The sequence below is a fragment of the Citrobacter rodentium NBRC 105723 = DSM 16636 genome (assembly GCF_021278985.1).
Classification (GTDB): Bacteria; Pseudomonadota; Gammaproteobacteria; order Enterobacterales; family Enterobacteriaceae; genus Citrobacter_A; species Citrobacter_A rodentium.
This window is the reverse complement of the sequence record NZ_CP082833.1, coordinates 2,257,417-2,282,083: the sequence shown is the minus strand read 5'-3', so window position 1 is coordinate 2,282,083 and position 24,667 is coordinate 2,257,417. Positions and strand designations below refer to the sequence as shown.

General features: G+C 49.5%; 22 protein-coding genes and 6 pseudogenes. 20 read left to right on the top strand and 8 right to left on the bottom strand.

What is annotated here, in order from left to right:
- Positions 1-108: 108 nt before the first annotated feature.
- Both K7R23_RS10775 and iraM read right to left on the bottom strand, forming a co-directional pair.
- Positions 109-465, bottom strand: coding sequence for a hypothetical protein (locus tag K7R23_RS10775; RefSeq protein ID WP_012907264.1), 357 nt, complete (start codon positions 463-465; stop codon positions 109-111).
- A 312-nt stretch (positions 466-777) separates the two neighbouring features.
- A complete protein-coding gene (gene iraM / locus K7R23_RS10770; RefSeq protein WP_043013323.1) occupies positions 778-1,134 on the bottom strand; it encodes an anti-adapter protein IraM in 357 nt (118 codons plus the stop codon).
- A gap of 1,647 nt (positions 1,135-2,781) precedes the next feature.
- On the opposite strand from iraM, the gene K7R23_RS10765 reads away from it, so the two are divergent.
- The 9 genes from K7R23_RS10765 (at position 2,782) to K7R23_RS10725 (ending at position 11,388) form a co-directional block, all read left to right on the top strand.
- Positions 2,782-3,531, top strand: a complete 750-nt coding sequence (locus tag K7R23_RS10765) for a GntR family transcriptional regulator (RefSeq protein WP_024132871.1) — start codon at positions 2,782-2,784, stop codon at positions 3,529-3,531.
- A gap of 10 nt (positions 3,532-3,541) precedes the next feature.
- Complete coding sequence (locus K7R23_RS10760) at positions 3,542-4,015, top strand: PTS sugar transporter subunit IIA (RefSeq protein ID WP_012907267.1); 474 nt, start codon at positions 3,542-3,544, stop codon at positions 4,013-4,015.
- Entirely contained in the window at positions 4,012-4,299 is a 288-nt protein-coding gene (locus K7R23_RS10755) for a PTS sugar transporter subunit IIB (protein WP_012907268.1), read from the top strand. Before K7R23_RS10760 ends, K7R23_RS10755 begins: the two co-directional genes overlap by 4 nt.
- A gap of 77 nt (positions 4,300-4,376) precedes the next feature.
- Positions 4,377-5,735, top strand: a complete 1,359-nt coding sequence (locus K7R23_RS10750) for a PTS galactitol transporter subunit IIC (RefSeq protein WP_012907269.1) — start codon at positions 4,377-4,379, stop codon at positions 5,733-5,735.
- Positions 5,728-7,212, top strand: a complete 1,485-nt coding sequence (locus tag K7R23_RS10745) for an FGGY-family carbohydrate kinase (protein WP_012907270.1) — start codon at positions 5,728-5,730, stop codon at positions 7,210-7,212. Before K7R23_RS10750 ends, K7R23_RS10745 begins: the two co-directional genes overlap by 8 nt.
- A 64-nt stretch (positions 7,213-7,276) precedes the next feature.
- The gene (locus K7R23_RS10740) at positions 7,277-8,137 is read left to right on the top strand and encodes a class II aldolase (RefSeq protein WP_012907271.1); all 861 of its coding nucleotides are present in this window, start codon (positions 7,277-7,279) and stop codon (positions 8,135-8,137) included.
- A gap of 9 nt (positions 8,138-8,146) precedes the next feature.
- The gene (locus K7R23_RS10735) at positions 8,147-8,416 is read left to right on the top strand and encodes an HPr family phosphocarrier protein (RefSeq protein WP_012907272.1); all 270 of its coding nucleotides are present in this window, start codon (positions 8,147-8,149) and stop codon (positions 8,414-8,416) included.
- A gap of 325 nt (positions 8,417-8,741) precedes the next feature.
- On the top strand, positions 8,742-10,112 hold the full coding sequence (locus K7R23_RS10730) for an MFS transporter (protein ID WP_012907273.1): 1,371 nt from the start codon (positions 8,742-8,744) through the stop codon (positions 10,110-10,112).
- 13 nt (positions 10,113-10,125) lie between these two features.
- Positions 10,126-11,388: a gallate dioxygenase gene (locus K7R23_RS10725; protein WP_012907274.1), complete on the top strand. Its 1,263-nt coding sequence runs from the start codon at positions 10,126-10,128 to the stop codon at positions 11,386-11,388.
- Here K7R23_RS10725 and K7R23_RS10720 read toward each other — a convergent pair.
- Complete coding sequence (locus tag K7R23_RS10720; RefSeq protein WP_012907275.1) at positions 11,385-12,611, bottom strand: LysR substrate-binding domain-containing protein; 1,227 nt, start codon at positions 12,609-12,611, stop codon at positions 11,385-11,387. The two genes, K7R23_RS10725 and K7R23_RS10720, sit on opposite strands and share 4 nt — an antisense overlap.
- A 128-nt stretch (positions 12,612-12,739) precedes the next feature.
- Between K7R23_RS10720 and galB the strand changes: the two genes are divergently transcribed.
- From galB to K7R23_RS10700, 4 genes are read left to right on the top strand one after another with little or no spacing between them, the layout of a single operon-like run.
- Complete coding sequence (gene galB / locus K7R23_RS10715) at positions 12,740-13,480, top strand: 4-oxalmesaconate hydratase (RefSeq protein ID WP_012907276.1); 741 nt, start codon at positions 12,740-12,742, stop codon at positions 13,478-13,480.
- A complete protein-coding gene (locus K7R23_RS10710; RefSeq protein ID WP_012907277.1) occupies positions 13,477-14,190 on the top strand; it encodes a 4-carboxy-4-hydroxy-2-oxoadipate aldolase/oxaloacetate decarboxylase in 714 nt (237 codons plus the stop codon). The genes galB and K7R23_RS10710 overlap by 4 nt, the downstream gene beginning before the upstream one ends.
- Before the next feature lies 1 nt (position 14,191).
- Positions 14,192-15,274 (top strand): 4-oxalomesaconate tautomerase, encoded by a 1,083-nt coding sequence (locus tag K7R23_RS10705; RefSeq protein WP_012907278.1) that lies wholly within the window; start codon positions 14,192-14,194, stop codon positions 15,272-15,274.
- On the top strand, positions 15,274-16,149 hold the full coding sequence (locus tag K7R23_RS10700; protein ID WP_012907279.1) for an NAD(P)-dependent oxidoreductase: 876 nt from the start codon (positions 15,274-15,276) through the stop codon (positions 16,147-16,149). The genes K7R23_RS10705 and K7R23_RS10700 overlap by 1 nt, the downstream gene beginning before the upstream one ends.
- Before the next feature lie 4 nt (positions 16,150-16,153).
- On the opposite strand, the gene K7R23_RS10695 is transcribed toward K7R23_RS10700, so the two are convergent.
- A complete protein-coding gene (locus tag K7R23_RS10695) occupies positions 16,154-16,501 on the bottom strand; it encodes an anti-adapter protein IraM (RefSeq protein ID WP_012907280.1) in 348 nt (115 codons plus the stop codon).
- A 1,608-nt stretch (positions 16,502-18,109) separates the two neighbouring features.
- Here K7R23_RS10695 and K7R23_RS10690 point away from each other — a divergent pair.
- Positions 18,110-18,733: an NUDIX hydrolase gene (locus K7R23_RS10690; protein WP_012907281.1), complete on the top strand. Its 624-nt coding sequence runs from the start codon at positions 18,110-18,112 to the stop codon at positions 18,731-18,733.
- 227 nt (positions 18,734-18,960) lie between these two features.
- A pseudogene (locus K7R23_RS10685) lies at positions 18,961-19,047 on the top strand (sugar dehydrogenase); the annotation flags it as partial.
- Between the two features lie 59 nt (positions 19,048-19,106).
- On the opposite strand, the gene K7R23_RS10680 reads toward K7R23_RS10685, so the two are convergent.
- A complete protein-coding gene (locus tag K7R23_RS10680) occupies positions 19,107-19,346 on the bottom strand; it encodes an EamA family transporter (RefSeq protein WP_232796118.1) in 240 nt (79 codons plus the stop codon).
- Positions 19,343-19,852, bottom strand: a complete 510-nt coding sequence (locus tag K7R23_RS10675) for a hypothetical protein (protein ID WP_231851569.1) — start codon at positions 19,850-19,852, stop codon at positions 19,343-19,345. The genes K7R23_RS10680 and K7R23_RS10675 overlap by 4 nt, the downstream gene beginning before the upstream one ends.
- Between K7R23_RS10675 and K7R23_RS25955 the strand changes: the two are divergent.
- The 4 genes and pseudogenes from K7R23_RS25955 to K7R23_RS10655 form a co-directional block, all read left to right on the top strand.
- Positions 19,846-20,052 (top strand): annotated as a pseudogene (locus K7R23_RS25955) (hypothetical protein); the annotation flags it as partial. The gene K7R23_RS10675 and the pseudogene K7R23_RS25955 sit on opposite strands and share 7 nt — an antisense overlap.
- Before the next feature lie 236 nt (positions 20,053-20,288).
- Positions 20,289-20,619 (top strand): annotated as a pseudogene (locus tag K7R23_RS10665) (phage tail fiber C-terminal domain-containing protein); the annotation flags it as partial.
- A 21-nt stretch (positions 20,620-20,640) separates the two neighbouring features.
- Positions 20,641-20,877: a phage tail fiber C-terminal domain-containing protein gene (locus K7R23_RS10660; RefSeq protein WP_024132872.1), complete on the top strand. Its 237-nt coding sequence runs from the start codon at positions 20,641-20,643 to the stop codon at positions 20,875-20,877.
- A gap of 158 nt (positions 20,878-21,035) precedes the next feature.
- Positions 21,036-21,556 (top strand): annotated as a pseudogene (locus tag K7R23_RS10655) (T3SS effector NleG family protein).
- Between the two features lie 965 nt (positions 21,557-22,521).
- Here K7R23_RS10655 and K7R23_RS10650 read toward each other — a convergent pair.
- Positions 22,522-23,117 (bottom strand): annotated as a pseudogene (locus K7R23_RS10650) (T3SS effector NleG family protein).
- Positions 23,118-23,306: 189 nt separating this feature from the next.
- Here K7R23_RS10650 and K7R23_RS10645 point away from each other — a divergent pair.
- Complete coding sequence (locus tag K7R23_RS10645) at positions 23,307-23,885, top strand: type III secrection system effector, WxxxE family (RefSeq protein ID WP_012907283.1); 579 nt, start codon at positions 23,307-23,309, stop codon at positions 23,883-23,885.
- Positions 23,886-24,095: 210 nt separating this feature from the next.
- Here K7R23_RS10645 and tnpB read toward each other — a convergent pair.
- Positions 24,096-24,465 (bottom strand): annotated as a pseudogene (gene tnpB, locus K7R23_RS10640) (IS66 family insertion sequence element accessory protein TnpB).
- Between the last annotated feature and the right edge of the window lie 202 nt (positions 24,466-24,667).

Below are 24,667 nucleotides of genomic sequence, written 5' to 3'. Positions count from 1 at the left end.
TTGCCGGATGACGGGGTAAGCGTCTTTCGTTCTGCAAAAGGATTTAAATCCGGGCCTGAAAGCAAAAAAGCCGCAAGAGCGGCTTTATATTCAGGAAGAGATAAATGCTTACTCGCTGACTTTCCGCTCAACGGAAGCGGCGCCTTCTTTGGTCTTATTCCAGCCCTTTTCCGCGCCTTCTTTTGTGGCGTTCCAGCCTTTCTCCGTCCCTTCTTTGGTGCTGTGCCAGGCTTCCTGAGAGCCTTCGCTCACTTTGCTGCTCAGGTCGTTGCTGGAACCTTCAGCGGCGTGCTTCGCTTTCAGCTGCTGCTCTTCGCCCTGATTTTGCGCCTGATGCAGTTTTTCTTTGGCGGTATTGGCATTTTCATGCGCCGCGGCAACATCATTATCGGTAGCGTGTGTGGTTGCGGCAAAGACCGGGGAAGCCAGCAGAAGAGCAGATAAGGCGATCGTTGTTTTTTTCATAATATCCTCGCTTAACGTTATCAGTGATTCACGTTATTAAGCCTGGCAGCAGAACGAAGCGGCGGCTTTAGGATAAAACTGTAAGTGAAACGGATCGTCGCGGGAGGATCTGCGCCCGCGATTTTCGCAGGTGCACCGGATCGTCAGAAAACTGACAACGAAGAAACTGTCCGCTTTTTATTTAACCGGTCCCGCAATTTACGGGACCATATCTGGCAGGGGGGCTGATGCGCAAGAGCATAACCGGAACGGCGCATAGCGTCCGATAAACCGGGAAAGGTGTTGCAAATGGCGAAAGTTTGCACAAAACGATCACCCTATGTCGGCAGCTAAATACTGTTTTTTGCCGTAAGGGCAAACTTTTAACGCACATCTGATCGGCGACAGACAATATTCAGACTCGCTGTCCTCACTGCCTGGGCACGTAATTTTCTGTTTCATTTCGAGCCAGACAGATTTACGAAAAGTTGTGATGTTATAGACTTTAAGCTCAGAAAATTTACCATCAATATTGATCCCTGTTCCGGCTGGCACAATTGTCGCCCCTGGCGGAATGACAACATCACCTTCGTACCAGATCACAAGTTTTATCATCTTCATACTTACAATGCTGGAGAAAGCGATCCCTGTGCTTGGACACGCCAGCGTGTCGATAACTGTCCACTTCATGTTTACTCCAAAACACCAAAAATATATTCAGTCAAAATTGAGAAAAGGATTATTTTAGAAGGTAAATTAACTTTACAGATTATTCAAGTTGACGTAACTCATTGATTATGATCGTTTTTATTTTTCGCCCAGGAAAATTCCTTATATTTCATAAAGTAATCTAAAATAGCATTTTAGGAATAATACATATCTTTACAAATAGCTTGTTGGCGGGGTGCGTGTTTTTTGATCTTTTTATTAGAGATAAACATTGATTTAGCAATAAATATCACTCTGAAATTATATCCCTCACGGGATGATAACGGCTGTGAGAATTTACAATTAGATGCGCCGTGTTGTTGAGGTACTTAACCTGAGTGGCTTTGAGCGGCCCGGAGATAACCTGTAGTGAAAGGTCATACTCCTCCGGTAGTAGACTAAAAATATCACTTTGTCCAACCGGATTATGCCAGAAGGCAGAACTATCTCATTGGCGTAGTATAGTTCAATACTATTAGGCTCCTTATAATCCCGTGACCAGGGGAGAAGCGGAAATTAAACAAGGCAGAGTGTTTCTTAATAAACCTAAATGTTACAAGGTGTGTTTTAATTAGCATCGTTTTAGCTTATAGGAATTTTCCTGCCTCCGGACAGGTTTGCGTCAAAGGATTTTCCTCTTGCTTTCATCTATATAGGCAAGAATTAAACTTATGTGAAACGCTGCCGGGTTTATTTGAAGGCTTAATTGTTTAACACTTTTAATGAGTTTTCTTTGGCGTTGAATTAATGATGCCCTGTTATTCAGGAAGAATTTCAGGCAGTAAAATAACATTAAAAGGGGAAGCGATGCCTCTGAGAGAGGTTTGTTTATGGGGGGTAAAAAATTATTCGGTAATACTGACATGATGGGAAGCGTGTTTCTCTGCTGGAATCCCTGAGGTAGCGGCTATTATTCAGTCTCGTCTTTCCGTTGCTCATCCCCATTTTGCCTGTTTATACGATGGAATCTGAATCAATTTCCCGGTTTGAACATTGATGACAGGTCGAATACCGCCATTGTTCAGGCTCTCACGTTAATCCTGCTGGCAGTGTCTTATTGTCGGGAGGGCAGTATGCCGCGCCGGGTAAGGTGAGCTACGCGCTGCTGGCGTTACTGAAGGTATATTTCCCTCCGGCTCCTTTAGCCGCTGTCAGCAGCAAAATAGGGGTTTCGACAAAACGGTTTCAGGGTGGAAAAATAATACTGCCAGTAAATGTATAGTAAAAAAGTCTGGGAGAACTTATTTAATAAGCGACCAGCTTAGCGGTGTCCTGTAACAATTCATCCGTCGCCGCTGTTTTTATATCTGCGCAATAGCACAAAGCGAAAAGGGAACGGTTGCGTATCAGAATAAATTTTGGCATGGCTTAATACTGGCGCGTTAGTCCCTGGGACTGGGGAAAGATGATCTTCATCTGGCGTGTGGTGACGAAGGCCCGATGATTTTTAACTCAGCGTATGCTGCCCTGGCAGGCACCTTACTGTGATATGAATCACAGTATGGTGATCCTGAATTGAACACCAAAACTGTGACTCCTTCCCGTCCCTCTTTTCATAAATTTCCCTATGATACGTTTCATGTTGTACATGGTTGTCCATAGACAACTCTAAATGTTCAGGTGCGCGCCATGAAAGCATTGAGTAAAAGTTCGCAGACTCCGCTGTACCAACAGGTAGTGGAGTGGATAAGGGAAAGTATTTATAGCGGTGAGCTGGTTGAAGACGACCGCATACCTTCCGAGTATCAGATCATGGATATGCTGGAGGTCAGTCGCGGTACGGTTAAGAAGGCGGTTAACCAGCTGGTAAGAGAAGGTGTGTTAGTTCAGGTTCAGGGCAAAGGCACGTTTGTGAAGAAAGAAAATGTTGCCTATCCGCTGGGCGAGGGGCTGCTCTCTTTCGCCGAAGCGCTGGCCAGCCAGAAGATTAACTTTACCACCAGCGTGATCACCTCCCGACTGGAGCCGGCTAATCGTTTTGTGGCAGAGAAGTTGAATATTAAACAGGGGCAGGAAGTTTTATTTCTTGAACGCCTTCGCGCTATCGGCGATGAAAAAGTCATGTTGATTGAAAACCGTATCAATATTGATCTTTGTCCCGGTATTGTTGATGTGGATTTCACCCGCGAAAACTTATTTCCCACAATAGAAAAACTGTCTGCCAGGAAAATAAGTTTTTCTGAAAGCCGCTACGCAGCCAGATTAATCGGGAAAGAACGGGGCCATTATCTGGGTATCGCTGACGATGCCCCGGTGTTGCATCTTGAACAGCTCGTCTTTTTCTCCAGAGGATTGCCCGTTGAGTTTGGTAACGTCTGGTTAAAAGGGAATAAATATTATCTTGGCACCATTTTGCAGCGCCGGGATAGCAACCCGTAAGGAGGTTATTGTGCAGGATATTCATTTTCGTCGTCATTATGTCCGACACCTTCCTGAAGAGGTCAGCCAGAATGACATTATCAGGGCGCTTGCCAGTCCGCTAATTAACGATGGGATGGTGGTATCTGATTTTGCCGATCATGTGATTGCGCGGGAACAGAATTTCCCGACAGGCCTGCCGGTGGAACCCGTTGGCGTTGCGATTCCACATACCGATCATAAGCATGTCCGGCAGAATGCCATTAGCGTTGGAATACTGGCTGAGCCCGTTAACTTTGAGGAGATGGGCGGGGAACCCGACCCCGTTCCTGTCAGGGTGGTGTTCATGCTTGCTTTAGGAGAAAGCAACAAGCAGCTCAACGTTCTGGGCTGGATTATGGATGTTATCCAGGACCAGGACTTTATGCAGCAACTGCTGGTTATGAATGATGATGAAATTTATCAGTCGATTTTCACACGTATATCTGAAAGAGGTGAGTTATGAGTCAAATGATACTGTTTGTCTGTGCTACGGGCATTGCAACCTCCACAGCAGTGACAGAAAAAGTGATGGAATATTGCAAGGAGAATGGCCTGAACGTTAATTATGCTCAGACCAATGTGGCTTCGTTGCCGAATAATACCGATGGTGCAAGCCTGATTGTTTCGACCACTAAAGTGCCTTATCAACTGGATATTCCGGTGATTAATGGTCTGCCGATAATTACGGGCGTAGGCGAAGATAAGGTGCTGGAAAAAATAGTTTCTATTCTCAAAAGTCAAGCCTGATTCTATAAATAAAAACGCAGATAAATTATCCAGGCGCTAACGCGAGGTCTGGTTGCATCTGAAATAAGAGGTCTGAGATGAATGAAATAGCACATACCCTGTATACCGTTGTGCAATATATACTGGGATTTGGCCCCACGGTTTTATTACCGCTGGTGCTGTTTTTCCTGGCATTATTCTTTAAAGTCAAACCGGCGAAAGCCCTTCGTTCGTCGTTAATCGTCGGTATTGGCTTCGTTGGGATCTATGCCATTTTTGATATTCTTACCAGCAACGTAGGCCCGGCTGCGCAGGCAATGGTTGAGCGTACCGGCATCAGCCTGCCCGTTGTCGATTTGGGCTGGCCGCCGCTGGCTGCGATTACCTGGGGATCACCGGTCGCTCCTTTTGTCATCCCGCTGACGATGCTGATTAATATCGCCATGCTGGCACTGAACAGAACCCGAACCGTGGATGTGGACATGTGGAACTACTGGCACTTTGCGCTGGCGGGGACGCTGGTGTACTACAGCACCGGCAGTTTTGTTCTGGGACTTTCCGCCGCCGCTCTTGCCGCGATCGTGGTTCTCAAGCTGGCGGACTGGTCCGCGCCATTAGTGGCTAAGCACTTTGGACTGGAAGGGATTTCACTTCCGACTCTGTCAGCCGTCGTCTTCTTTCCGATAGGACTGCTGTTCGACAAAATCATCGACAAGCTCCCCGGACTCAATCGCATTCATATTGATCCTGAAAGCGTGCAGAAAAAGCTGGGGATCTTTGGAGAGCCGATGATGGTCGGGACTATTCTCGGCGTTCTGCTGGGGATCATTGCCGGTTATGACGTTAAGCATATTCTGCTTCTCGGGATCAGCATCGGTGGCGTTATGTTCATTCTTCCCCGCATGGTGCGCATTCTGATGGAAGGCTTGCTGCCACTCTCTGAGGCTATCAAGAAATACCTGAATGCCAAATATCCGGGGCGCGACGACCTTTATATCGGGCTGGATATCGCAGTGGCGGTCGGTAACCCGGCAATTATTTCCACCGCGCTGATCCTGACGCCCATCTCTGTCTTTATTGCGTTTTTACTGCCGGGCAATAAAGTCCTTCCGCTGGGGGACCTTGCGAATCTGGCGGTTATGGCGTCGATGATTGTTCTGGCCTGTCGCGGCAATATTTTCCGGGCAGTGATTACGGCAATTCCGGTCATCATCGCCGATCTGTGGATTGCGACAAAAATTGCGCCATTTATTACCGGGATGGCGAAAGACGTTAATTTCAAAATGGCAGAAGGTTCCAGCGGACAAGTGTCAAGCTTTCTTGATGGCGGGAATCCTTTCCGTTACTGGCTGCTTGAGATTTTCAACGGCAATGTGATTGCGCTTGGCCTTATTCCGGTGGTTGCTCTGGCCTTATACGGCGTCTTCCGTCTGACAAAAGGAGCGGTTTATGCCTGACTACCGCGCAGCGCTTGTCATTGATATTGGCACCACCAACTGCAAAGTCAGCTGCTGTTCATGTCATGACGCGTCAGTTCTGGAAGCCCGTAAGTTTCCGACGCCTAAAAGGGAATCAGGCAACGGAGAGGTCGATTTCGATATCGAAGCGCTGTGGCAGGCATTGCGACGGGTAATGGCTGAGCTGGTTTCCAGTTCACCGTTCCCGGTGACGGATATCAGTATGGCGAGTTTTGGTGAATCCGGTGTCTTCGTGGATGAAAAAGGAACCATCCTCACCCCCATGCTGGCCTGGTATGACAGGCGCGGTGAATCCTGGCTTGCGTCGTTAAGCGAGTCAGACGTTGAAGAACTTTACGCTATCACCGGGCTGCCTCCGCACAGTAATTACTCGGCGTTTAAAATGCGCTGGCTGCTCGATAATTATTCACTGCATGAGCGGAAAGACATCTGCTGGCTGCATGCGCCGGAAGTTCTGTTGTGGCGGATGACGGGCGAGAAAAAGACGGAGCTGTCCCTTGCCAGCAGAACATTGTGCCTGGATGTGACTCGTCGGAGCTGGTCACGTAAAGCGGCGGAGATCCTCGGCGTGCCGTTCCATGTTCTGGCGCCGTTGATAACGCCGGGAGAGGTAGCCGGTTGGATGACGCCAGCCCTCAGAAATGAGCTGGGGCTCTCTAATGAGGTAAAAATCACTCTGGCAGGTCACGATCATATGGTGGGGGCCCGCGCACTGCAGATGCAGCCGGGCGAAGTGCTGAACTCTACCGGGACGACCGAAGGTATTCTGCTGCTGAATACACAGCCAACCCTCAGCGCGCAGGCCCGGCGGGATAAGCTGGCGAACGGGTGTTATTCCGATGGCGAATTTTACACCCTTTTCGCCTCATTGCCTGTCGGGGGCTATGCGCTTGAATGGTTACAGAAAACGTTTCGTTTAACCGTTGAGGAAATCAGTACCGCGCTGGAAAGGGCAAGGGAACGGTATCTCCGGCCCTGCTGGTCCGCCGATCATGTGCCGGTGTTTATCCCTCATCTACGTGGCTCCGGTTCGCCAAATAAAAACCGGCTTACTCGCGGCCTGATGTTTGGTCTGACAGATTCGCTCTCTGCTGAGGCACTTGTTGAGAGCGTATTCATTGGCCTGGTCATGGAATTCGCCCACTGCTACGAAAGTTTTAATATACCGGCTGGCAGGACAATAAAAGTCATTGGTCCTGCGGTGAAAAATCCCTACTGGATGCAATTAAAGGCTGACATTCTTCAATGTCCGGTCGAAGCCGTGGCGTTTGAGGAAACCGTCTCCGTTGGCGCACTGTTAATTGCCTGTCCGGAGGTGATTCCGCCAGCGGTTCCGGTCGCTGAACGGTATACCCCTGACGCGCTGCGTTCAGCAAAATTAAAAGCGTATCAGCAGCAATGGCTGGCATTTTATCGCTTTAAATTGTTTCAGGAGGGCGTCATTACTGACGAATAATTGCGACAACCAGAGCGTTAAATAAATTTATTTATCCTTATCCGTAAAAATATCTGGAGTTAATATGCCTTTAGTCAATGGTAGGATCCTGCTCGATTGTATTCAGGAAAAACGAGTCCTTGCTGGCGCATTCAACACGACAAATCTCGAGACAACTATCTCCATTCTGAACGCCATAGAGCGTTCGGGATTGCCTAATTTTATTCAGATAGCGCCAACCAACGCCCGGCTTTCTGGTTACGATTATATTTATGAAATTGTTAAGCGCCATACCGATAAAATGGATGTTCCGGTCAGTCTGCATCTGGATCACGGAAAAACGCTGGAAGATGTGAAGCAGGCGGTCAGGGCGGGTTTTACTTCGGTAATGATTGATGGCGCAGCTTTATCGTTCGAAGACAATATTGCCTTTACCCGGGAGGCGGTGGATTTCTGCAAATCATTCGGTGTGCCTGTTGAAGCAGAGCTGGGGGCTATTCTGGGTAAAGAAGATGATCACGTCAGTGAAGCAGACTGTAAAACTGAACCGGAAAAAGTCCGCCGCTTTGTCGAGGAAACAGGCTGCGACATGCTGGCCGTCTCCATTGGCAACGTGCACGGGCTGGAGGATATTCCACGGATTGATATCCCGTTACTCCAGCGTATCGCTGCTGTCACTCCTGTCCCTCTGGTTATTCACGGCGGCTCAGGAATTGATGCGGATACGCTGCGCAGCTTTGTTCATTATAAGGTGATCAAAGTGAATATCGCCAGCGACCTGCGCAAGGCCTTTATCACTACCGTTGGTAAAGCCTGGGTAAATAATAATAACGAGGCGAATCTGGCACACGTAATGGCGAATGCCAAACGAGCCGTTGAAGAGGATGTGTATTCTAAAATAGCGATGATGAATAAATCACACCCGGCATTGCGTAAAGCATCCTGAGGAGGAGATATGATCAGACAAAAAGTACGCGTGGTGAATCGCACCGGGCTACATGCGCGACCTGCCGCGGTGCTGGCGAAGATTATCAAAAAATATGAGTCATCCTTAACGCTGGTTAATAATGATATAGAAATTCCCATCAAGGGCATGATGAGTATTCTGGGGGCCGGGGTAAAAGGAAATACGATGATCGATTTAATTTGTGATGGTCAGGACGAACTGGCCTTTATGAATGAATTAAAAACCGCTTTTGCTGATGGTTTCGGTGAGTCCGTTTAGGGGAATCCTGTCTTCAATAAGCGATGCGGGGCTCTGCATCGCTTGTTTAAAAGGAGGCAGGGGCCATGTCGCCATGCTCTCTCTTTCAGAGAATCTGAATATTTTCAGGGGCCACGCCGGATAAAACCAGCCTGCAATGTCGCCATACCCCATCAATAGAGCCCCCCGTCTTTTCGTAACGTTCATCACATTATAAACAGAACTCATATCTAACGCGGGTTTTTCGAACCAGACTCGGCCTTCGGTCTGCCTTAAGTTGGTGGCGAACGTTCATGACATAACACTAACCAGAACATTCGTACCGCCTGCTTAAGGAAGTGACCCTATGAATCAAACAAACGTCGTTGATGTAAAGGCGTGGATCGATGCCCGACCGATATCACGTTTTCAGTGGCATGTTCTGCTGCTCTGCTTTCTTATCATCATGCTTGATGGTTATGACGCAGCGGTGATGGGCTTTATCGCCCCCGCGCTGATTGAGGACTGGGGCATTAGCCGCGCCGAACTGGGGCCGATCCTTGGCGCTGCGATGTTTGGCGTTGCCGTCGGGGCGCTGGTGGCGGGGCCGCTGTCCGATCGCTATGGGCGCAAGCGGATCCTGCTCTGGTCGGTGGCCTTTTTCGCCCTGTTCAGCCTGGCGGCAGCGGTGGCGCAAAGCCCGTTACAGATGGCGCTGATGCGTTTTTTAACCGGGCTTGGGCTGGGGGCGGTCATGCCAAACTGCGTGACGCTGGTCGCGGAATACATGCCAGAACGTCGCAAAGGATTAATGATCACCCTGATGTATAGCGGATTTAATGTCGGCTCAGGTCTGGGCGGCTTTATCGCCGCCGGTCTGCTGTCACATTACAGCTGGCATTCGGCGCTGATCTTCGGAGGGGTACTGCCGTTGGTGCTTCTGCCGGTGATGATCGCGCTATTGCCGGAGTCAGCGATGAGCATGGTGGCCCGCCGGGTGCCTGCGGCGAAGATTGCTCGCGTGCTGAACCGCCTGGGCGGTAGCTTCGGTGAAAATACCCTCTTCAGGCTCAACTCTCCGCAGATTTCCCGTCGCAACCGGGTCATACAGCTGTTCCGTCACGGTTACGCCCGGGGGACGTTAGCGCTGTGGTTGACCTACTTTATGGGGCTGTTTGTCATTTACCTGCTGAACGGCTGGCTGCCGACTATTCTGCGTTCAGGGGGGCTCTCTTTGCAGCAGGCGGCAATTATTACCGGCCTGTTCCAGCTCGGCGGACCGCTGGGCGGCATTATTGTCGGCTACCTGATGGATCGCACCGCGGCGAAAAAAGTGATTGCCTTCACCTATTTTCTCGGCTGCCTGTGCCTGCTTTCACAGGGGCTGATGGATTTTGGCTCTCTGACGCTGGCGGTACTGATCTTTATCAGCGGCATGTGCATTAACGGCGCGCAGAACGGACTGCAGGCCTATTCTCCCGCCTATTATCAGACGGAAATCCGCGCCACGGGCGTAAGCTGGATGCACGGCATCGGACGTACGGGGGCGATTCTGAGCTCCACGCTCGGCGGCGTCATTATGCTGGCCGTCCCTGGGCATTCGTCCATTTTTCTGGTGCTCGCGCTGCCGGCGTGTCTGGCGGGCTTCGCGATCCTGCTGCACCGGATGAACCGAACAGAGCCTCGTGCAACAGAGGCAGAGTTGAGCGCACTGTCGCAAACCTTGCATAACCGATAACTGGAGTTAACCTATGGCCCGAATTCTTGGCGGCATCGCCGTCTCACACACGCCAACCATTGGCTTCGCCGTCGATCATCATAAACAACAGGATCCGGCGTGGTCGCCCATCTTTCAGAGCTTTGAGCCGCTCCGGCGCTGGCTGGATGAGAAAAAGCCGGATGCGCTGGTCTATATCTTTAACGATCACGTGACCGCCTTCTTCTTTGACCACTATTCGGCGTTTACCCTCGGGATCGACAATGAGTACGACGTGGCGGACGAGGGCGGCGGTCCGCGCGATCTGCCGCCGGTAAAGGGCGACGCAGCGCTCTCGCGCCATATCGGCGCCAGCCTGATGGCCGACGAATTTGATATGTCGTTCTTTATGAATAAAAAACTCGACCACGGCCTGTTCTCCCCGCTGTCGGCGCTTCTGCCCTGGCAGCAGGAGGCGGGCTGGCCGACGCGGGTGATCCCATTGCAGATTGGCGTACTTCAGTTCCCGATCCCCAGCGCAAAGCGTTGCTACAAGCTTGGTCAGGCGCTGCGCCGTGCGATTGAAAGTTATCCTGAAGATATTGGCGTGGCGATTGTGGCGACAGGCGGCCTGTCGCATCAGGTTCACGGGGAGCGGTGCGGGTTTAACAACACCGACTGGGACGCGCAGTTTATTGACATGCTGGTTAACGATCCGCAAAAACTCACGGAAATGACCATCAGCGAATATGCGACGCTGGGTGGCATGGAGGGAGCTGAAATTATCATGTGGCTGGTGATGCGCGGCGCGCTTTCGGCTAATGTGAGCGAAACCTGGCGCGATTACTACCTGCCTTCGATGACCGGCATCGCCACGCTGATTCTGGAGAATAACGCCCGAATCCCGCCGGTGGATACCCTGAGTCGCCATCGCCAGCATATGGCGCAACAGCTGGACGGGGTCGAAAAGCTGCCGGGAACCTACCCCTTTACCCATGAACGTAGCCTGAACGGCCTGCGGTTGAACAGTTTTCTGCATAAGCTGACGCAGCCTTCCTGGCGTGAACGCTTCCTGAGCTCGCCGCAGGCGCTGTACGACGAGGCCGGGCTGAGCGAAGAGGAGCAACGGTTACTCAACGAACGCGACTGGCGTGGCCTGATCCACTACGGTGCGAGCTTCTTCCTGCTCGAAAAAATGGGCGCGGTGGTCGGCGTGTCGAACCTGCATATCTATGCCGCGATGCGCGGACAGACGCTGGAGGAGTTTCAGCAAACGCGTAACCAGCAGGTCACCTATTCTGTGGCGGGTACGCGTTAGCCTTTCGCAACCTGTTGATGGATAAAGCCCAGCAGCGCCTGGGTGGCCGGTGACGGCAGGCTCCCCTCACGGAACGTCAGCCCGATAGTGCGGGTGGTATCGGGCAGGCGAACCGGCAAAACGGTGAGCAGGCCATTGTCTATTTCAAAGCGCATCTGGCTGGCGGAGACCGCCGCCAGCATATCGGAATGGTGCAGCAAACCGCGCACCATCGCCGCGTCGCCGGTTTCGACACAGGGCAGTGGTAACGGCAGCCCTGAAGCGACAAAGGCGTTATTCAGCAGACGGCGCGCCGGAGCATTGGAGCGGGGCAGCACCCACTGCGCCTGCGCCAGTTTGCTTCTGGGATCCGGGTCGCGCAGCAGCGGGTGGTCGTTACGCACCAGAATTAACATATCTTCTTCAAACAGCGCTTCGCTTGTCAGGTCGGGCAGATCTTTATCCTGACGCAATGCGCCAATAATAAAATCAATATTGCCCGCACGCATGTCCGACACCAGGGATTCATACGGGCTTTCGTTCGTCATGATCGTGATGCCCGGATGGCGCGCCAGAAAATCGGCGATCGCGCCGGGCAGCAGTTGCGTACGGCTGAGCGGCAGCGCGCCGATGCGTACGCTCCCCTCCAGCACGCCGCGACGGGCGGCGAGATCGCTCCAGATGTTTTCCAGTTCGTTCAGCGCCCGGCTGATGTGGGGATAGAGCACATCTGCCGCAGGCGTCGGACGAACGCCTTCCGGCGTACGGCGAAACAGCGCCGTATCGGCCCCTTTTTCGAGGATTTTAAGCGCGGCGCTGACCGCCGGCTGGGTCACGCCAAGCTGGGTGGCGACGGTTTGCGTATGGTTCACATGGTAAAGCTGAATAAAAATCTCCAGCCGACGGGTATGAAACAACCAGCCCGCATCCGGCAGCGCGGCAGTGGCGCTGGCGCGCGCCCTGAGCTTCTGCATGAGCGCCGGTACGGCCTGTAGATCGTCTATCGCCCGTCTGGCGCGGGGCAAAATACATTTGCCGTATTCGGTTGGCACCATGCCGCTGTAGTGCCGTTCAAACAGAGGCACGTTAAGAGTGGCTTCCAGATCGCGAATGGCCCGGGTGATGGCTGACTGAGTGCGGAATAAATCATCGGCAGCACGCGATACGCTACCCCGCACGGCGACCTGGCAGAAAAATCGTAGCTGCATGATGTTAATCGCATTATCGCGTTTTTTTCTCTGCATGTCGCGCCAGGCCTTAACAGGTGAAGGAATCGACAACATAAATAAAAATCATAGCATTCGCAAGTTAACGCATTACCTTCCCGTCGGCGGGGCATGACAAGCTGATAAAAACAACAGAGGAAGCCATCATGTCGCAACCGATTCGTGAAAAAAGCGCGCTTATTGTCAGCGCCCACTCCGCTGATTTCGTCTGGCGCGCAGGGGGCGCGATAGCCCTGCACGTTGAGCAGGGTTATCAGGTGCATATCGTCTGCCTGTCATTCGGCGAGCGCGGGGAGTCTGCAAAACTATGGCGTAAAGGGAATATGACCGAAGAGACGGTAAAACGTTATCGCCGGGAAGAGGCGCAGGCCGCCGCCGACATTCTGGGGGCCAGCGTCGAATTTTTTGATACTGGCGACTATCCGCTGCGCGCCGACAAAGAGACGCTGTTCCGTCTGGCGGATGTCTATCGTCGCGTACAGCCGCACTTTGTCCTGACCCACTCGATGCAGGACCCCTATAACTACGATCATCCGCTGACGTCGAATCTGGCGCAGGAAGCCCGCATCATCGCCCAGGCGGAGGGATATCGCCCTGGCGAACCGGTTGTGCAGGCGCCGCCGGTGTACTGTTTTGAACCGCACCAGCCGGAACAGTGCAACTGGAAGCCGGATGTCCTGCTGGATATTACCCGCGTCTGGGAGAAAAAATATCAGGCGATCCAGTGTATGCAGGGCCAGGAGCACCTGTGGGAATACTACAGCCGCGTGGCGCTCCAGCGGGGCGTGCAGGCGAAACGCAACATCGGTATCACCGCCGCGCGCGAGATCGTACACGCCGAAGGTTTCCAGAGCATTTTCCCGCGCGTAACGGAGAACCTCGCATGAAATTGCTGAACCGAAAAGGGATTGTGATCCGCTCGCTTCCCCGTCACGACGCTGCCGCGCTGCGCCAGTTTGCCGCCGCCGGGGTCGCCACGCTCCACGAAGCATACGATCGCCAGGGGCTTATGGCGCCGCATATCAGGCCGGTGCAACAGGGCGTATGCCGGGCCGGAAATGCGGTTACGGTACTGGTCACACCGGGCGATAACTGGATGTTCCACGTTGCCGTCGAGCAATGTCAGCCGGGGGATATGCTGGTGGTTGCCCCGACGTCGCCGTGCGGAGATGGTTTCTTTGGCGATCTGCTGGCTACATCGTTACAGTCGCGCGGCGTCGTGGGGCTGGTGGGCGATATCGGCATTCGTGATTCGCATACCCTGCGCGAGATGGGATTCGCCGTCTGGTCCCGGCAGGTTTACGCCCAGGGAACGGTGAAAGAGACGCTGGGCTCGGTTAACGTTCCGGTGATTTGCGCCGGTCAACTGGTGACGCCTGGCGATGTGGTTGTGGCCGATGACGACGGGGTGGTGGTGATTGCGCACGCCCGGGCCCGCGCAGTGCTGGCAAAAGCCGAAACGCGGATGGCGAACGAAGAGGCGAAACGCGAGCGGATGCGCAATGGCGAGCTGGGGCTGGATATCTACGCCATGCGCCCGCGTCTGGCCGAGAAAGGGCTGCGCTACTACGACAGCGCTGACGACGTGGAGAGTTAATATGGCGCAACGCAGAATTCCCTGCCTGCTGATGCGCGGCGGCACCTCGAAGGCGGCCTGCTTTCTGGCGGACGATTTACCTGCGGATCCCGCCCGGCGGGACGCGGTTCTGCTGGCTGCGATGGGCTCGCCGGATGCGCGGCAAATCGACGGGATTGGCGGCGCCGATCCGCTGACCAGCAAGGTGGCGATTATTCGCCGCTCAGCACGACCGGATGTCGATGTCGATTATCTTTTTGCCCAGGTTAACGTCGATCGCGCCGTGGTCGATTACGGGCAAAACTGCGGCAATATTCTGGCTGCCGTCGGACCGTTTTCTATTGAACAGGGGCTGGTGAAAGGTACTGCGCCGCTGACCCGGGTGCGCATCTTTATGGAAAACACCGGACAGATGGCGGTTGCAGAGGTGCCCTGTAGCGCCGATAGCGTGGAGTATGCCGGCGATACGCGTATTGATGGCGTACCCGGTACGGCCAGCAAAATTGTGCTCAATTTCCTCGACGTGGCGGGTTCAGCCTGCGGCGCGCTGCTCCCTACCGGGCAGGCAAGCGATCGCTTTGACGACGTTGACGTGACCTGTATTGATAACGGCATGCCCGTCGTCCTGATCCGCGCCAGCGATCTGGGGCGCACCGGTTATGAGAGCCGCGAGCAGCTCGACGCCGACGAGGAGCTGAAGCAGCGGCTGGAGTCGATTCGGCTACAGGCCGGGCCGCGAATGAACCTGGGCGACGTGGCGCAGCGTACCGTTCCCAAAATGACGCTGATTGCCGGACCGCGCAGCGGGGGCGCTATCAGCAGCCGAACCTTTATTCCCCACCGCTGCCATGCCTCGATTGGCGTTTTTGGCGCGGTGAGCGTTGCCAGCGCCTGTCTCATCCCGGGTTCGGTGGCGCAGGGGCTGGCCAGCCTTGAGGGGGCGCCGGAGCTGAGTGTTGAACACCCGAGCGGTGAATTCAGCGTGGCGCTGCGGCTTGATGACGACGGCCGGTTGGCTGGCTGCGGCCTGATACGCACCGCGCGGCTGCTTTTCGCCGGTGACGTCTGCATTCCGGCCAGCGTCTGGCCGCATGAGGAGCAGTGATGACGACGATAACGTTTATTGGTTATGGCGAAGCGGGCGGCATTTTCGCCGATGCGCTGGCGAAGGCGAACCCGGTCACTATCTGGGACTGCAAGCTCAATGGCCCGGAGCGTGACGGGATGCTGCAAAAAGCGCGCCGCGGCGGCGTACGGGCGGCCTCTTCGCTGGCTGATGCGCTGAAGGAGGCCGACCTGGTCTTTTCCACCGTCACTGCGGGAGCGGCGCTGGACGTGGCAACCCGGGCAGCCCGGCTGATGAGTGAATCGCAGTATTTTCTCGATCTTAACTCGGTCGCGCCGCAGACCAAACGTCAGGCTGCAGAGTGTTTTGCGCCAGGCGCTTATGTGGATGTGGCGGTGATGGCCCCTGTGCCACCTTCCGCACTCCGCACGCCGTTGCTGACGGGGGGCGCTCAGGCGCAGGCGGTCGCCTCGTTGCTGACTTCTCTGGGATGTCATGCCCGCTACGGCGGAAACGATGTGGGCAGCGTATCGGCAATCAAAATGTGCCGCAGCGTGATGATCAAAGGGCTGGAGGCGCTCACCACGGAATGCATGTTTGCTGCCCGTCAGTACGGGGTAGAAGAAGCTGTGCTGGCATCGCTGCACGCCAGCTTTCCGTCGATGGGCTGGGATGGGGACTTACCCGGCTATTTAATTAGTCGCGTAGCGGAGCACGGTATTCGCCGTAGTGAGGAGATGGAAGAGGTGGTCAAAACCCTGCGCGATGGGGGGAGCGAGAGCCTGATGAGTCAGGCGACGGCAAAGACCCAGCGCCATCTGCCGCAGACTATGGCGGCGCATGGCATCACCTGGCAGCAGCTGGAGCCGTTCGACTGGGAAGCGCTGGGCGCAATGCTTAAAGCGCAGCGCTGAGTGATCAAAGGTCCCGGGGCTGTATAGCCCCGTAGGGACACAATGTGAATTTACATGTTTTCATCTGATTGCATATCTGAAGTAAAGGATTCGTGTTTCCCGGACAGAGGATACGTTGCGCGAGAGTTTGCCATAACTCCTTTGTATACGGGAAAATATGCAGGATGTTGACAAAGACGGGTTTCCCGTTGACGGTCACCACTTTCTTCGAGATATGTATGACCGTACCTGTTCTGAGGAAGTACTCCCCCGTATACCATATGATTAATTTCAGGTTTTTTGCTGCGACAGCCAATGAAAACCCCGTTCCTGTTACAGGACACACAAGGCTCTTTTCTATTATCCATTCCATGTAAGACACTTATTATTATCAAGTTGAAGAATATTTAACATTGAAAAATGTTGTCTTATTCACGTTTGCTTTTTTTGATTTGTAGAGATGATGAACCCTCTGGCATTCAGTGCCGATGGTTCAAAACATTATTAGCATGTTGCCTTCTGGTTGGTGAATATTGTTTTTATGATAGCAGCAAATAAAAGAACTAATAATGTATAAGAGTATAAATCAGTAATCTATTTTTCTGTAATTGTAAAGAGTAATAAACTGCCCAATGTGACATGTATGAATTGAAAGATCGAAATAGTGCCAAAATACGATCTTATTCACTGAGAATGATTCTCATTATAGTGATCTGTGCTTTTCTGTGTATGTGCCTTGTTGTTGACTCAAATCAATAAAGAATAAGGGTTTTGTCTGCCCTGTCAGGGAAAATTCTCTGAGGCAGAAGATGATATTTTACGCCAGAAGTGAAAGAAAGTCGTCTGGAAATATTATCTTCTGCGACTGAATTTTATATATCATTATTTGTATTTTGTGCGATATTGATTTATATCACTTTGGCATATATTTGGAGCCTGAATGAAAGTGATTTTATAAGAGAAAGCCTTTTGGTTTTTAAAGCATGAAAATTGATCCTGAGTCGTATCTGATCTTTTTACAGATATACGGGTATAGGTAAAAAATAATTCGGGAAACAGATTTCCTGCAACGATATTTAGCATCATCCGAACGTTATGAGGTGTGGATGATGAAAAAGATATATTAACGAGGCTCAACGTGATGTCGCTCCTCCACAGGCAAGGCTATCGCCCGTCTTTGTGCTTCACCTGATTATCTGGACCGCCGGGGACGCCAGCCACCCCTGCCGATCGGGAAAAACATCAGCAGTTTCTGAGCGGGTCGAGGGAAAAAACCAGGGAATGGTTATGACAGACCGGTGCAGAAGAACCCGTGTCTGTGTCCGGCAAGCCATGGCATCTTTCTGACTATACGGGGCTATCCGTGACGCAGCGCTTTTGGGGGCAGGTATGACTGGCCGACAGAAAATCTGGCGCAGCATGATGAAGGTCAGGCTATGTGAGGGAGCAATAAATGAAATAAAGCTGTTTTACCCTGGCTTTGCGGCATGTCACCACCAACCCAAATATATTCATTAGCAAGGCCATGGTTGAAAAGGCTACGGCGAAAGCCTCCCGCGAAGCAGTCTGGTAGTTTAATGCCATCATACGATTCATTACTAACTTTATTTAAAATGCTTTATTTGAAATGACTCAATATTAATCATATTTATTATATCTTCTTTGGTAAACTCATCAACTTTACCATGAGCCACGCTATTTCGAATTCCAGTCATGGCAGTAATAGCTTTCTGCGGTATTAAATTATAAAAACTATACTTAGCTAAGTAGTATTCATCTTATCAATTTTACCATCAGGTATGGTGCTCCTTTCACAAACTTTTTTAAGGTTTGTCACTGGTATGGTTCCTGCTTTTATGTTCAAACTATAGTCCACTGATCGTAATTTGAGGTACTTGTCCTGTCTCAGTTTATAGTTTGATCGCCATATGCACTCCCCACTCAGTTTTTTTATCCAGTAAGCTATTTTTTCTGCAATAACATGGTATTTTACACGTTTACAGAATCATCAGGAGATGAAGATATGCGGGGGACATCCAGTAGTCATTCTGGGAAAACATTGCCCAAAGCTCCGGCACGGAAAAGGAAAGTATATGTTATCGTATATGCCTTAGATGCGGATAAGAAACTCTGTATTCTTGTTGGAAGACATGCTGTACATGGATTTGGTACATTTCCTGGCGGCACTCAGGATCCGAAGGACAAAAGAAATGATGTTGCCACTATTAAACGAGAGTTTCAGGAAGAAATTGGATTTAATTTGAGCTCATGCCCTGACGATTTATTTAAACCACAGTCCAGGCCAGAAGAAGTTGTACAAATATACAAACTCGGTGTGACTTATGAACGATTAATGTCTATATGTGTCCAGTTTTCACCTCAAAAGTCTGATCATCGAGATCCGGGTATAGATTTAATTGCAATAATGGAGGCCAGTGTCAGTTTACGGGAGGTCTTCTCAAGCACGAATTCAGATTATTTTCATAGCGTTTTAAGTACATTGCCAGGCGCAACACCTGTCGTTTCAAAATATACTGATAAAGCACAAGTAGCAGATGCCTGGAAGCAGGTTAGATTTTCCAAAGCAGCACCTAAGTCAGACTGAAGGCTCAATACAGAGAGGTGACGTGAAAACAACATCACCTCCTGAATGATTACTCGAGTAGTTTTTCCGATTCACGCTGTAGGTGTCAGGCAGGTCCCGCCGGATTTTTTCAGATACATCAATGCTGCATGATGAACGAGATACCATTACTGCAGCCGGGGCTTAAAAATTCCCGCTAAGCCGCTCTGATGAAAGAAGAGGGGAGGCGGTGCGTGGTGGGTATCCTTGCCGGAATTAAAGGCTCAATCGTCAGTATCGGCTCTCTGTGGGCGCAGCAGGTCATCGGTGCTACATTGTCTTCAGCTTTCTCCATGGTAAATTAAGAGCGGCAGCGTTCCCTCCGGCATGATGAAACATAGCGATATGTGGCTGCTTATTCATGGCGCTTCCCTTCAGCAATACGCCCCAACAGGGCCGTACATATAATGATCCTGCTCCCTATTGCTTGCAGCAAACCAAGGGTTTCCCCCATGATGGTAACGGCAAATATAGCTGCAAAAGCCGGTTCGAGAGACAAGAGTAACCCGACGCGTGTCGGACTGGTTATTTTAGCAGCATATAATTGCATCAGGAATGCAAATGCCTTCGCCAGCAGACTCAGAAAGAGAATCAAGTTCCATGTCGAAAAGATATTTCAGGAATATATTGCAGCGCTGTGGGTTCGGTCAGCACAATAGTAACCAGGCCGAGGGCAACGATAACCAATAATTCAATCAATGTGATATTGATTAGCGAGTAATCCTTACCAGCGATCTGCCGATCAAACATAATTATCTGAAAACCGCAAATCAATGCAGCCGATAAGATAAGAATATCGCCTTGATTGAACTCTATATTACCATGGGCTGTAAAACTCAACATGCAGCCACCAGCAAGAGATATAAAACAGGTGAAATAGATGAATTTGCTTTTTTTCCTCTTGCCGATAAAACGTTCAAAAAAGGGAACTAACACTACCGATAATGCAATCAAGAAATCTGCATTTGCAGCAGAGGTGTGTTTAACGCCAAACGTTTCAAATGTCAGGATTGCATAAAGAAGTACGCCAAATACGATCCCGTTAATCATTTCATCACGAGTGAAGCTATTTAAACTGACACGAGTGCCTTGTCTCCACACAGCGTGAGAGTCATTTCAGCTCATGGGCACGCCGTGGCATCATTTCTGACCCTCTGGCCTTAGCTATTCTACTCCATGCGGGAAGCACGGCTGAACTGATGGGCGGACAGACCTTGACACAGCCGGAAGAAAAACCATTACCTGACACGCCATCAACATCACCGGGTAAAATGACCGGGATGACCACCCTGTTTGCTTATGCCATGCAGGTAGATCCAGGGCGTTATCGTATGACTCTATTACAGGAAGGTCGTTAGCCCGCCTTTGTGGGTGAGATTGAGGTGTCGGAAGATGATAAGCCTGGAACGCTGAATGCTTTTCTGATGCGTGAAGCGGATGCGGTTTATTATCCGGACTCACTGAAAAAGCTGGAAGAAGCTGCTGAAGAGGCTGTTCGCAGTGCGGAGGAGGCCGCAGGAAGGCTGAAAACGCAGTGGGGTCGCGGGGGCCGAAAGGTGACAGAGGCGAGCCAGGAGAGGCAGGACCAGCCGGTCCGGCTGGTATACCTAGACCGAAGGGCAACCCGGGCGAGACACAAATCCGGTTCCTTCTGGGACCTCCAAACATTATTAAAACTTAATAGTCATGGCTGGTTCCCGGATACAGACGGTACGCTAATCACCGGTCTGACATTTCTGGATCCCAAAGATGCCACACAGGTTCAGAGGGTATTTCGGCATTTACAGGTCTGGTTTGGTGACGGGCCGTGGCAGGATATTAAGGATCTGGATGAAGTGAGCAGTGAGACAGGCAGAACAGGAGGATGATATGAACATATTGAAAAACTTATGCACAGTCTGTGTGGTTGTGGAAAGCGTGGTGCCGGTGAAAACGGGCAGTCAATTACTGCGCAACTGCGTCCTGGACCGGCAAACATCCTGGTGTCTGACGAGAATGGCATTATTCCGGAGCAGGATACGGTTATCACGCAGGTGGTGATACTGGATGCGGAGAAAAGCGTGGTGAGACCGCTGCAAATCCGGCGGGCTGACGGCGCATGGGAAAATATTGGTGAGATGAAATAGCCCGACAGGTTCACAAAAGCCGGCGTTCGGATCCGGTTTTTGTTGTCATGTCAGGGGGATGTTTGTTATTGCTACCTGTATTAGGAGTCCATATTAAAATAGGGAGTTTTGTTATGCCATCAATCTCAGATATTGGAGCAAATTCATTTAATACTTGAATGGAGGCTTTTCGTTCTCAAGTTGCAGCCAATGGAAGCGGAGAATTTAGATTTGGTGGTAAAACGGTCAGGATTGTATATGATTCAACAGATGGGCGCTTTTTATCCAGTAACGGCAATGGGGGATTGTTTACTTAATGGGGTTTAATAGTGGTCCTGCAGCTCTTGGCGAGAGAATGTTAAGTATGCTTTCAGCCTCAAGTGAAACACAATCGCAAGAGAATATACAGGAAAAAATATTAAAATCTAAGTTTATTGTTGCTCAGAAACAGCTTCAGTGTCCTCCTGAGGCGGTTCAATGTCCAATCACATTAGAGATGCCAGAAAAAGGGATATTTGTTAAAAATTCAGAGCGTTCAGTAGTATGCTGTTTATTTAGTGCTGATAATTTTTCTCGTTTAGTTAAGGAAGACTTACCTCACCCGCTGACACGAGAGAAAATAATGGCATCAATGATTGTAAAAACTAATAGATGTATTTATGACCATGCCAAGGGGAACTTCGTTATAAAAAATAATTAAAATATTTTTCTTTGAAATAATATTAACTTTCAATAATTTATATAAAACGTCACAGGCATTCAGGATATAAGCAGATGCCTGTGGCTGGTAAACATAGATGATACGCAAGTTATCTTCTACGGACTGGAGCGAAAATTATGAAAGTAAGTTGTGTTATATCACAAAACGCCGTATAGCCTTTGATGTTACATCGGTCAGAGTTTCAGTGCGGGATGAGAGCATGTAACTGTTTCTCGTCCATAATTTAACCCACTTTAGATGTTGGATTGAATATGTCAAAATTAGACAATTACACAAATCTATGTATAAGCTCGACTATGAGTGCCGTATGTATCCTACCCGGATATTGTATAATATGCTAAATAACGTATTATTTTTATACGATCGTTTTTCTTGGCAGGGCTCGTAAGAGCTGCCACTGAGTTTAGTAATAAAGGAGTTTTGCTCTCTACTTGTTGTGAAGTATATTTTTTGTTTAAGTGATTTGATTTTTTTAATTATTTCTCAATAGGGTGAAATAATACTTACCTCTGTTTTTATCTGCTGCATTCTTTCTAGATTTATCCTGAGCTTCGATTTAAAATATATAATAATATTCAAGTCTATGTTTTTTAATATTGAAACAGCCAATTAGCAAAGGAACCTCTATCAGCATTAGCGTGATCTTATGTCTGATAGGTGTTACTGTTTTAGTCAGATATTAACAGAACATCTCTGACGATTCTAATTGTGATGTAGGATGTATCGATAAATTCAATTTTCATGAAGTAAATAACCATAATGTATGCTACATACAGCCTGCTTATTTAGAAAGCATATGTAGTTCAAAGTCATGTTCTCTATATACTCTGGATAAAAGCGGGGTCAAATTCAACAATCAGCAGAATAATGCAGTCAACCAGGAAAAAGTGAAAACATGTCAAAATCATTCAAAGACATGTATTTTGCGTGGACAATACGTAAAATCATTGTTTTGTCACATTAAAATTGCACTTATCTCTGCTGATATCATTTTTGGAGTAAATGTCTCACGGCTCAAAGGATGTGGGAGGTTGCGTCGGATAGTTCAGTTAGTGCTTTCTGGTTAAACAACGAACAAAATCTTGAGATGTGTGCATTTCTGACCAAAACGCCTATTTCAGGAACACATAATGTTATCGAACAGTTTAGGTGCTACTCATTGCAGGAAAAGTCTCGCAGACTAACGGAGAAAGCATGAGCGTTAATTAGGTTCAGTACTGTATTTCTAACATTCTCCTGCAAAGAAGGGGGGCGGTTCTGTTCTATATATAAATTGTATGCTTGTAGAAAATTACTCCCCCTGTTAAGTTGTATCTCAATGCTTTCTGCGAGACGACGATATCCTTTTGCCCCAGGACGGTCCCAAATCCCACCCGCAATCGGTTCTACGCTAAAACCATCCATAAATGAGATATAATAAATCCTCATATACCCCCTGCAATAATGGTATCATTCTCATTGCTTCTTGCGACATTTCGTAAAGCCTCCAGTTCACTTTTTGGCAACAGCCTTCCATTAGATAATTTAATATAACAGGCATGTTCTTTCTCTCTGCAGTTCATTTTGGTGAGCCATCTTGGTAACATTAGTCAACACACCAAATATGTGATGTGATTCAAAAAAATATAAAGAGATTTTTGATTTAATATTATTTGCATAGATGTTGTTTCTGACTAAAATAAACACATGCATGCAATTTGTAAATAAATTTTAATAAAAAGGTATAACTATGCCAGTGAATGTTCAAGGTTTATCTTTTAATTCTTTTGGTATCAGCTGCCATCAGAAAAAATCCTTCTGGGGTGAGTGTGATGAAGTTGTAAAATGCTCAATGGGACAAAGGCGCATCAGCTTTTCTGTTCAAAAAGTTAGCGATAACATACTGAGTTTGGTAACCCGGCAGAGTACTAAAGATATTGATGGATGGATAAAAGATGAACAGAAAGTGTATCCATCAAGGGTGGTGAATCAGGAAATCGATAAGTTCTGCCTTGAAAATAGGCGTAACATCACTAACAATGACAGAAAAAGAGTTTTCGCTATTATTTCAAAGCATTATGGCCTGGAACTTGATTCTGGAGCAGCTCAAAGCTCCATCAATCATATGATAATAGGAAATGGTTCTTTTGGTAAAAAAATGGATAACCTTTGCGAGGGGATGACCAGGAATGTAAAAAATCATACATCAGATTACATGGCCAACTTGCTTGCAGACAAGTTTTATGAGAAACATATCGAACCGGATGTTGATATTACAAGATTAAGGGGTATGATTCCTCGTTATATGAGGTATGCTATATCGCTGTAAAGGGCTCTAATAAGTTGAGCTGGATGTCGAACATTTATCCAGGGATGCTAAAATCAATATATTAGCTGTATTAGTCGCGACTTGATCTGACATATGGCCTTGAAAGATTGAGAGTTACCGGTTTTGATATGATTGTCGAATCCTTATATAAAACACAAGGTAACTCTCATGCTCCATACTACCAATCCCGTCTTCGAACACAAAGCCGGTTTACTTAATATGGCTGAAGAACTCAGCAATATATCTTGTCAGTGCGTTAAGGCGGGATGTTTTCGGCTGACGCCAGTCCAGTTTATTGAAGAGCATTGCCAGTTGTGAGCGGGTCATGGAGATCTTACCATCACGCACCGCAGGCCAGATAAACGACCCTTCTTCAAGGCGTTTGGTCAGGCCATCAGCATCTACCCAGAGGTTTTTAACAGTATTCCCCCCGTCGGCTACGGAAGATAAACAGGTGATCGGAGAAGGTGTTATCATTCAGCATATGTTGTATTTGTTCCCTCAGTCCGTTGAAGGATTTACGCATATCTGTCACACCTGCAACCAGCCAGATACGGGTACCTGATGGGAGGGAGATCATCGTCCCCTCCCGGTCAGTTCGCGAAGCAGTGTTTTCAGGATAGTGGGAGATAAATTCCCCATCAACAGTCACTTCGCAGGCATAACCTCACCGTGAACGGGACAGGATGGTTCCTACAGTGGTCCGCATGGTATGGCAGTGTCGTGGTCAACTAATTTTGGCCACTACATTATCGGGTTTAGTGACCGCCTTGACGGTCACT

Coding starts and splice junctions, on each gene's coding strand:
- K7R23_RS10775 (WP_012907264.1), bottom strand. CDS start 465: ATGAAAAAAACAACGATCGCCTTATCTGCTCTTCTGCTGGCTTCCCCG.
- iraM (WP_043013323.1), bottom strand. CDS start 1,134: ATGAAGTGGACAGTTATCGACACGCTGGCGTGTCCAAGCACAGGGATC.
- K7R23_RS10765 (WP_024132871.1), top strand. CDS start 2,782: ATGAAAGCATTGAGTAAAAGTTCGCAGACTCCGCTGTACCAACAGGTA.
- K7R23_RS10755 (WP_012907268.1), top strand. CDS start 4,012: ATGAGTCAAATGATACTGTTTGTCTGTGCTACGGGCATTGCAACCTCC.
- K7R23_RS10750 (WP_012907269.1), top strand. CDS start 4,377: ATGAATGAAATAGCACATACCCTGTATACCGTTGTGCAATATATACTG.
- K7R23_RS10745 (WP_012907270.1), top strand. CDS start 5,728: ATGCCTGACTACCGCGCAGCGCTTGTCATTGATATTGGCACCACCAAC.
- K7R23_RS10740 (WP_012907271.1), top strand. CDS start 7,277: ATGCCTTTAGTCAATGGTAGGATCCTGCTCGATTGTATTCAGGAAAAA.
- K7R23_RS10735 (WP_012907272.1), top strand. CDS start 8,147: ATGATCAGACAAAAAGTACGCGTGGTGAATCGCACCGGGCTACATGCG.
- K7R23_RS10730 (WP_012907273.1), top strand. CDS start 8,742: ATGAATCAAACAAACGTCGTTGATGTAAAGGCGTGGATCGATGCCCGA.
- K7R23_RS10725 (WP_012907274.1), top strand. CDS start 10,126: ATGGCCCGAATTCTTGGCGGCATCGCCGTCTCACACACGCCAACCATT.
- K7R23_RS10720 (WP_012907275.1), bottom strand. CDS start 12,611: ATGCAGAGAAAAAAACGCGATAATGCGATTAACATCATGCAGCTACGA.
- galB (WP_012907276.1), top strand. CDS start 12,740: ATGTCGCAACCGATTCGTGAAAAAAGCGCGCTTATTGTCAGCGCCCAC.
- K7R23_RS10710 (WP_012907277.1), top strand. CDS start 13,477: ATGAAATTGCTGAACCGAAAAGGGATTGTGATCCGCTCGCTTCCCCGT.
- K7R23_RS10705 (WP_012907278.1), top strand. CDS start 14,192: ATGGCGCAACGCAGAATTCCCTGCCTGCTGATGCGCGGCGGCACCTCG.
- K7R23_RS10700 (WP_012907279.1), top strand. CDS start 15,274: ATGACGACGATAACGTTTATTGGTTATGGCGAAGCGGGCGGCATTTTC.
- K7R23_RS10695 (WP_012907280.1), bottom strand. CDS start 16,501: ATGGAATGGATAATAGAAAAGAGCCTTGTGTGTCCTGTAACAGGAACG.
- K7R23_RS10690 (WP_012907281.1), top strand. CDS start 18,110: ATGGTATTTTACACGTTTACAGAATCATCAGGAGATGAAGATATGCGG.
- K7R23_RS10660 (WP_024132872.1), top strand. CDS start 20,641: ATGCACAGTCTGTGTGGTTGTGGAAAGCGTGGTGCCGGTGAAAACGGG.
- K7R23_RS10645 (WP_012907283.1), top strand. CDS start 23,307: ATGCCAGTGAATGTTCAAGGTTTATCTTTTAATTCTTTTGGTATCAGC.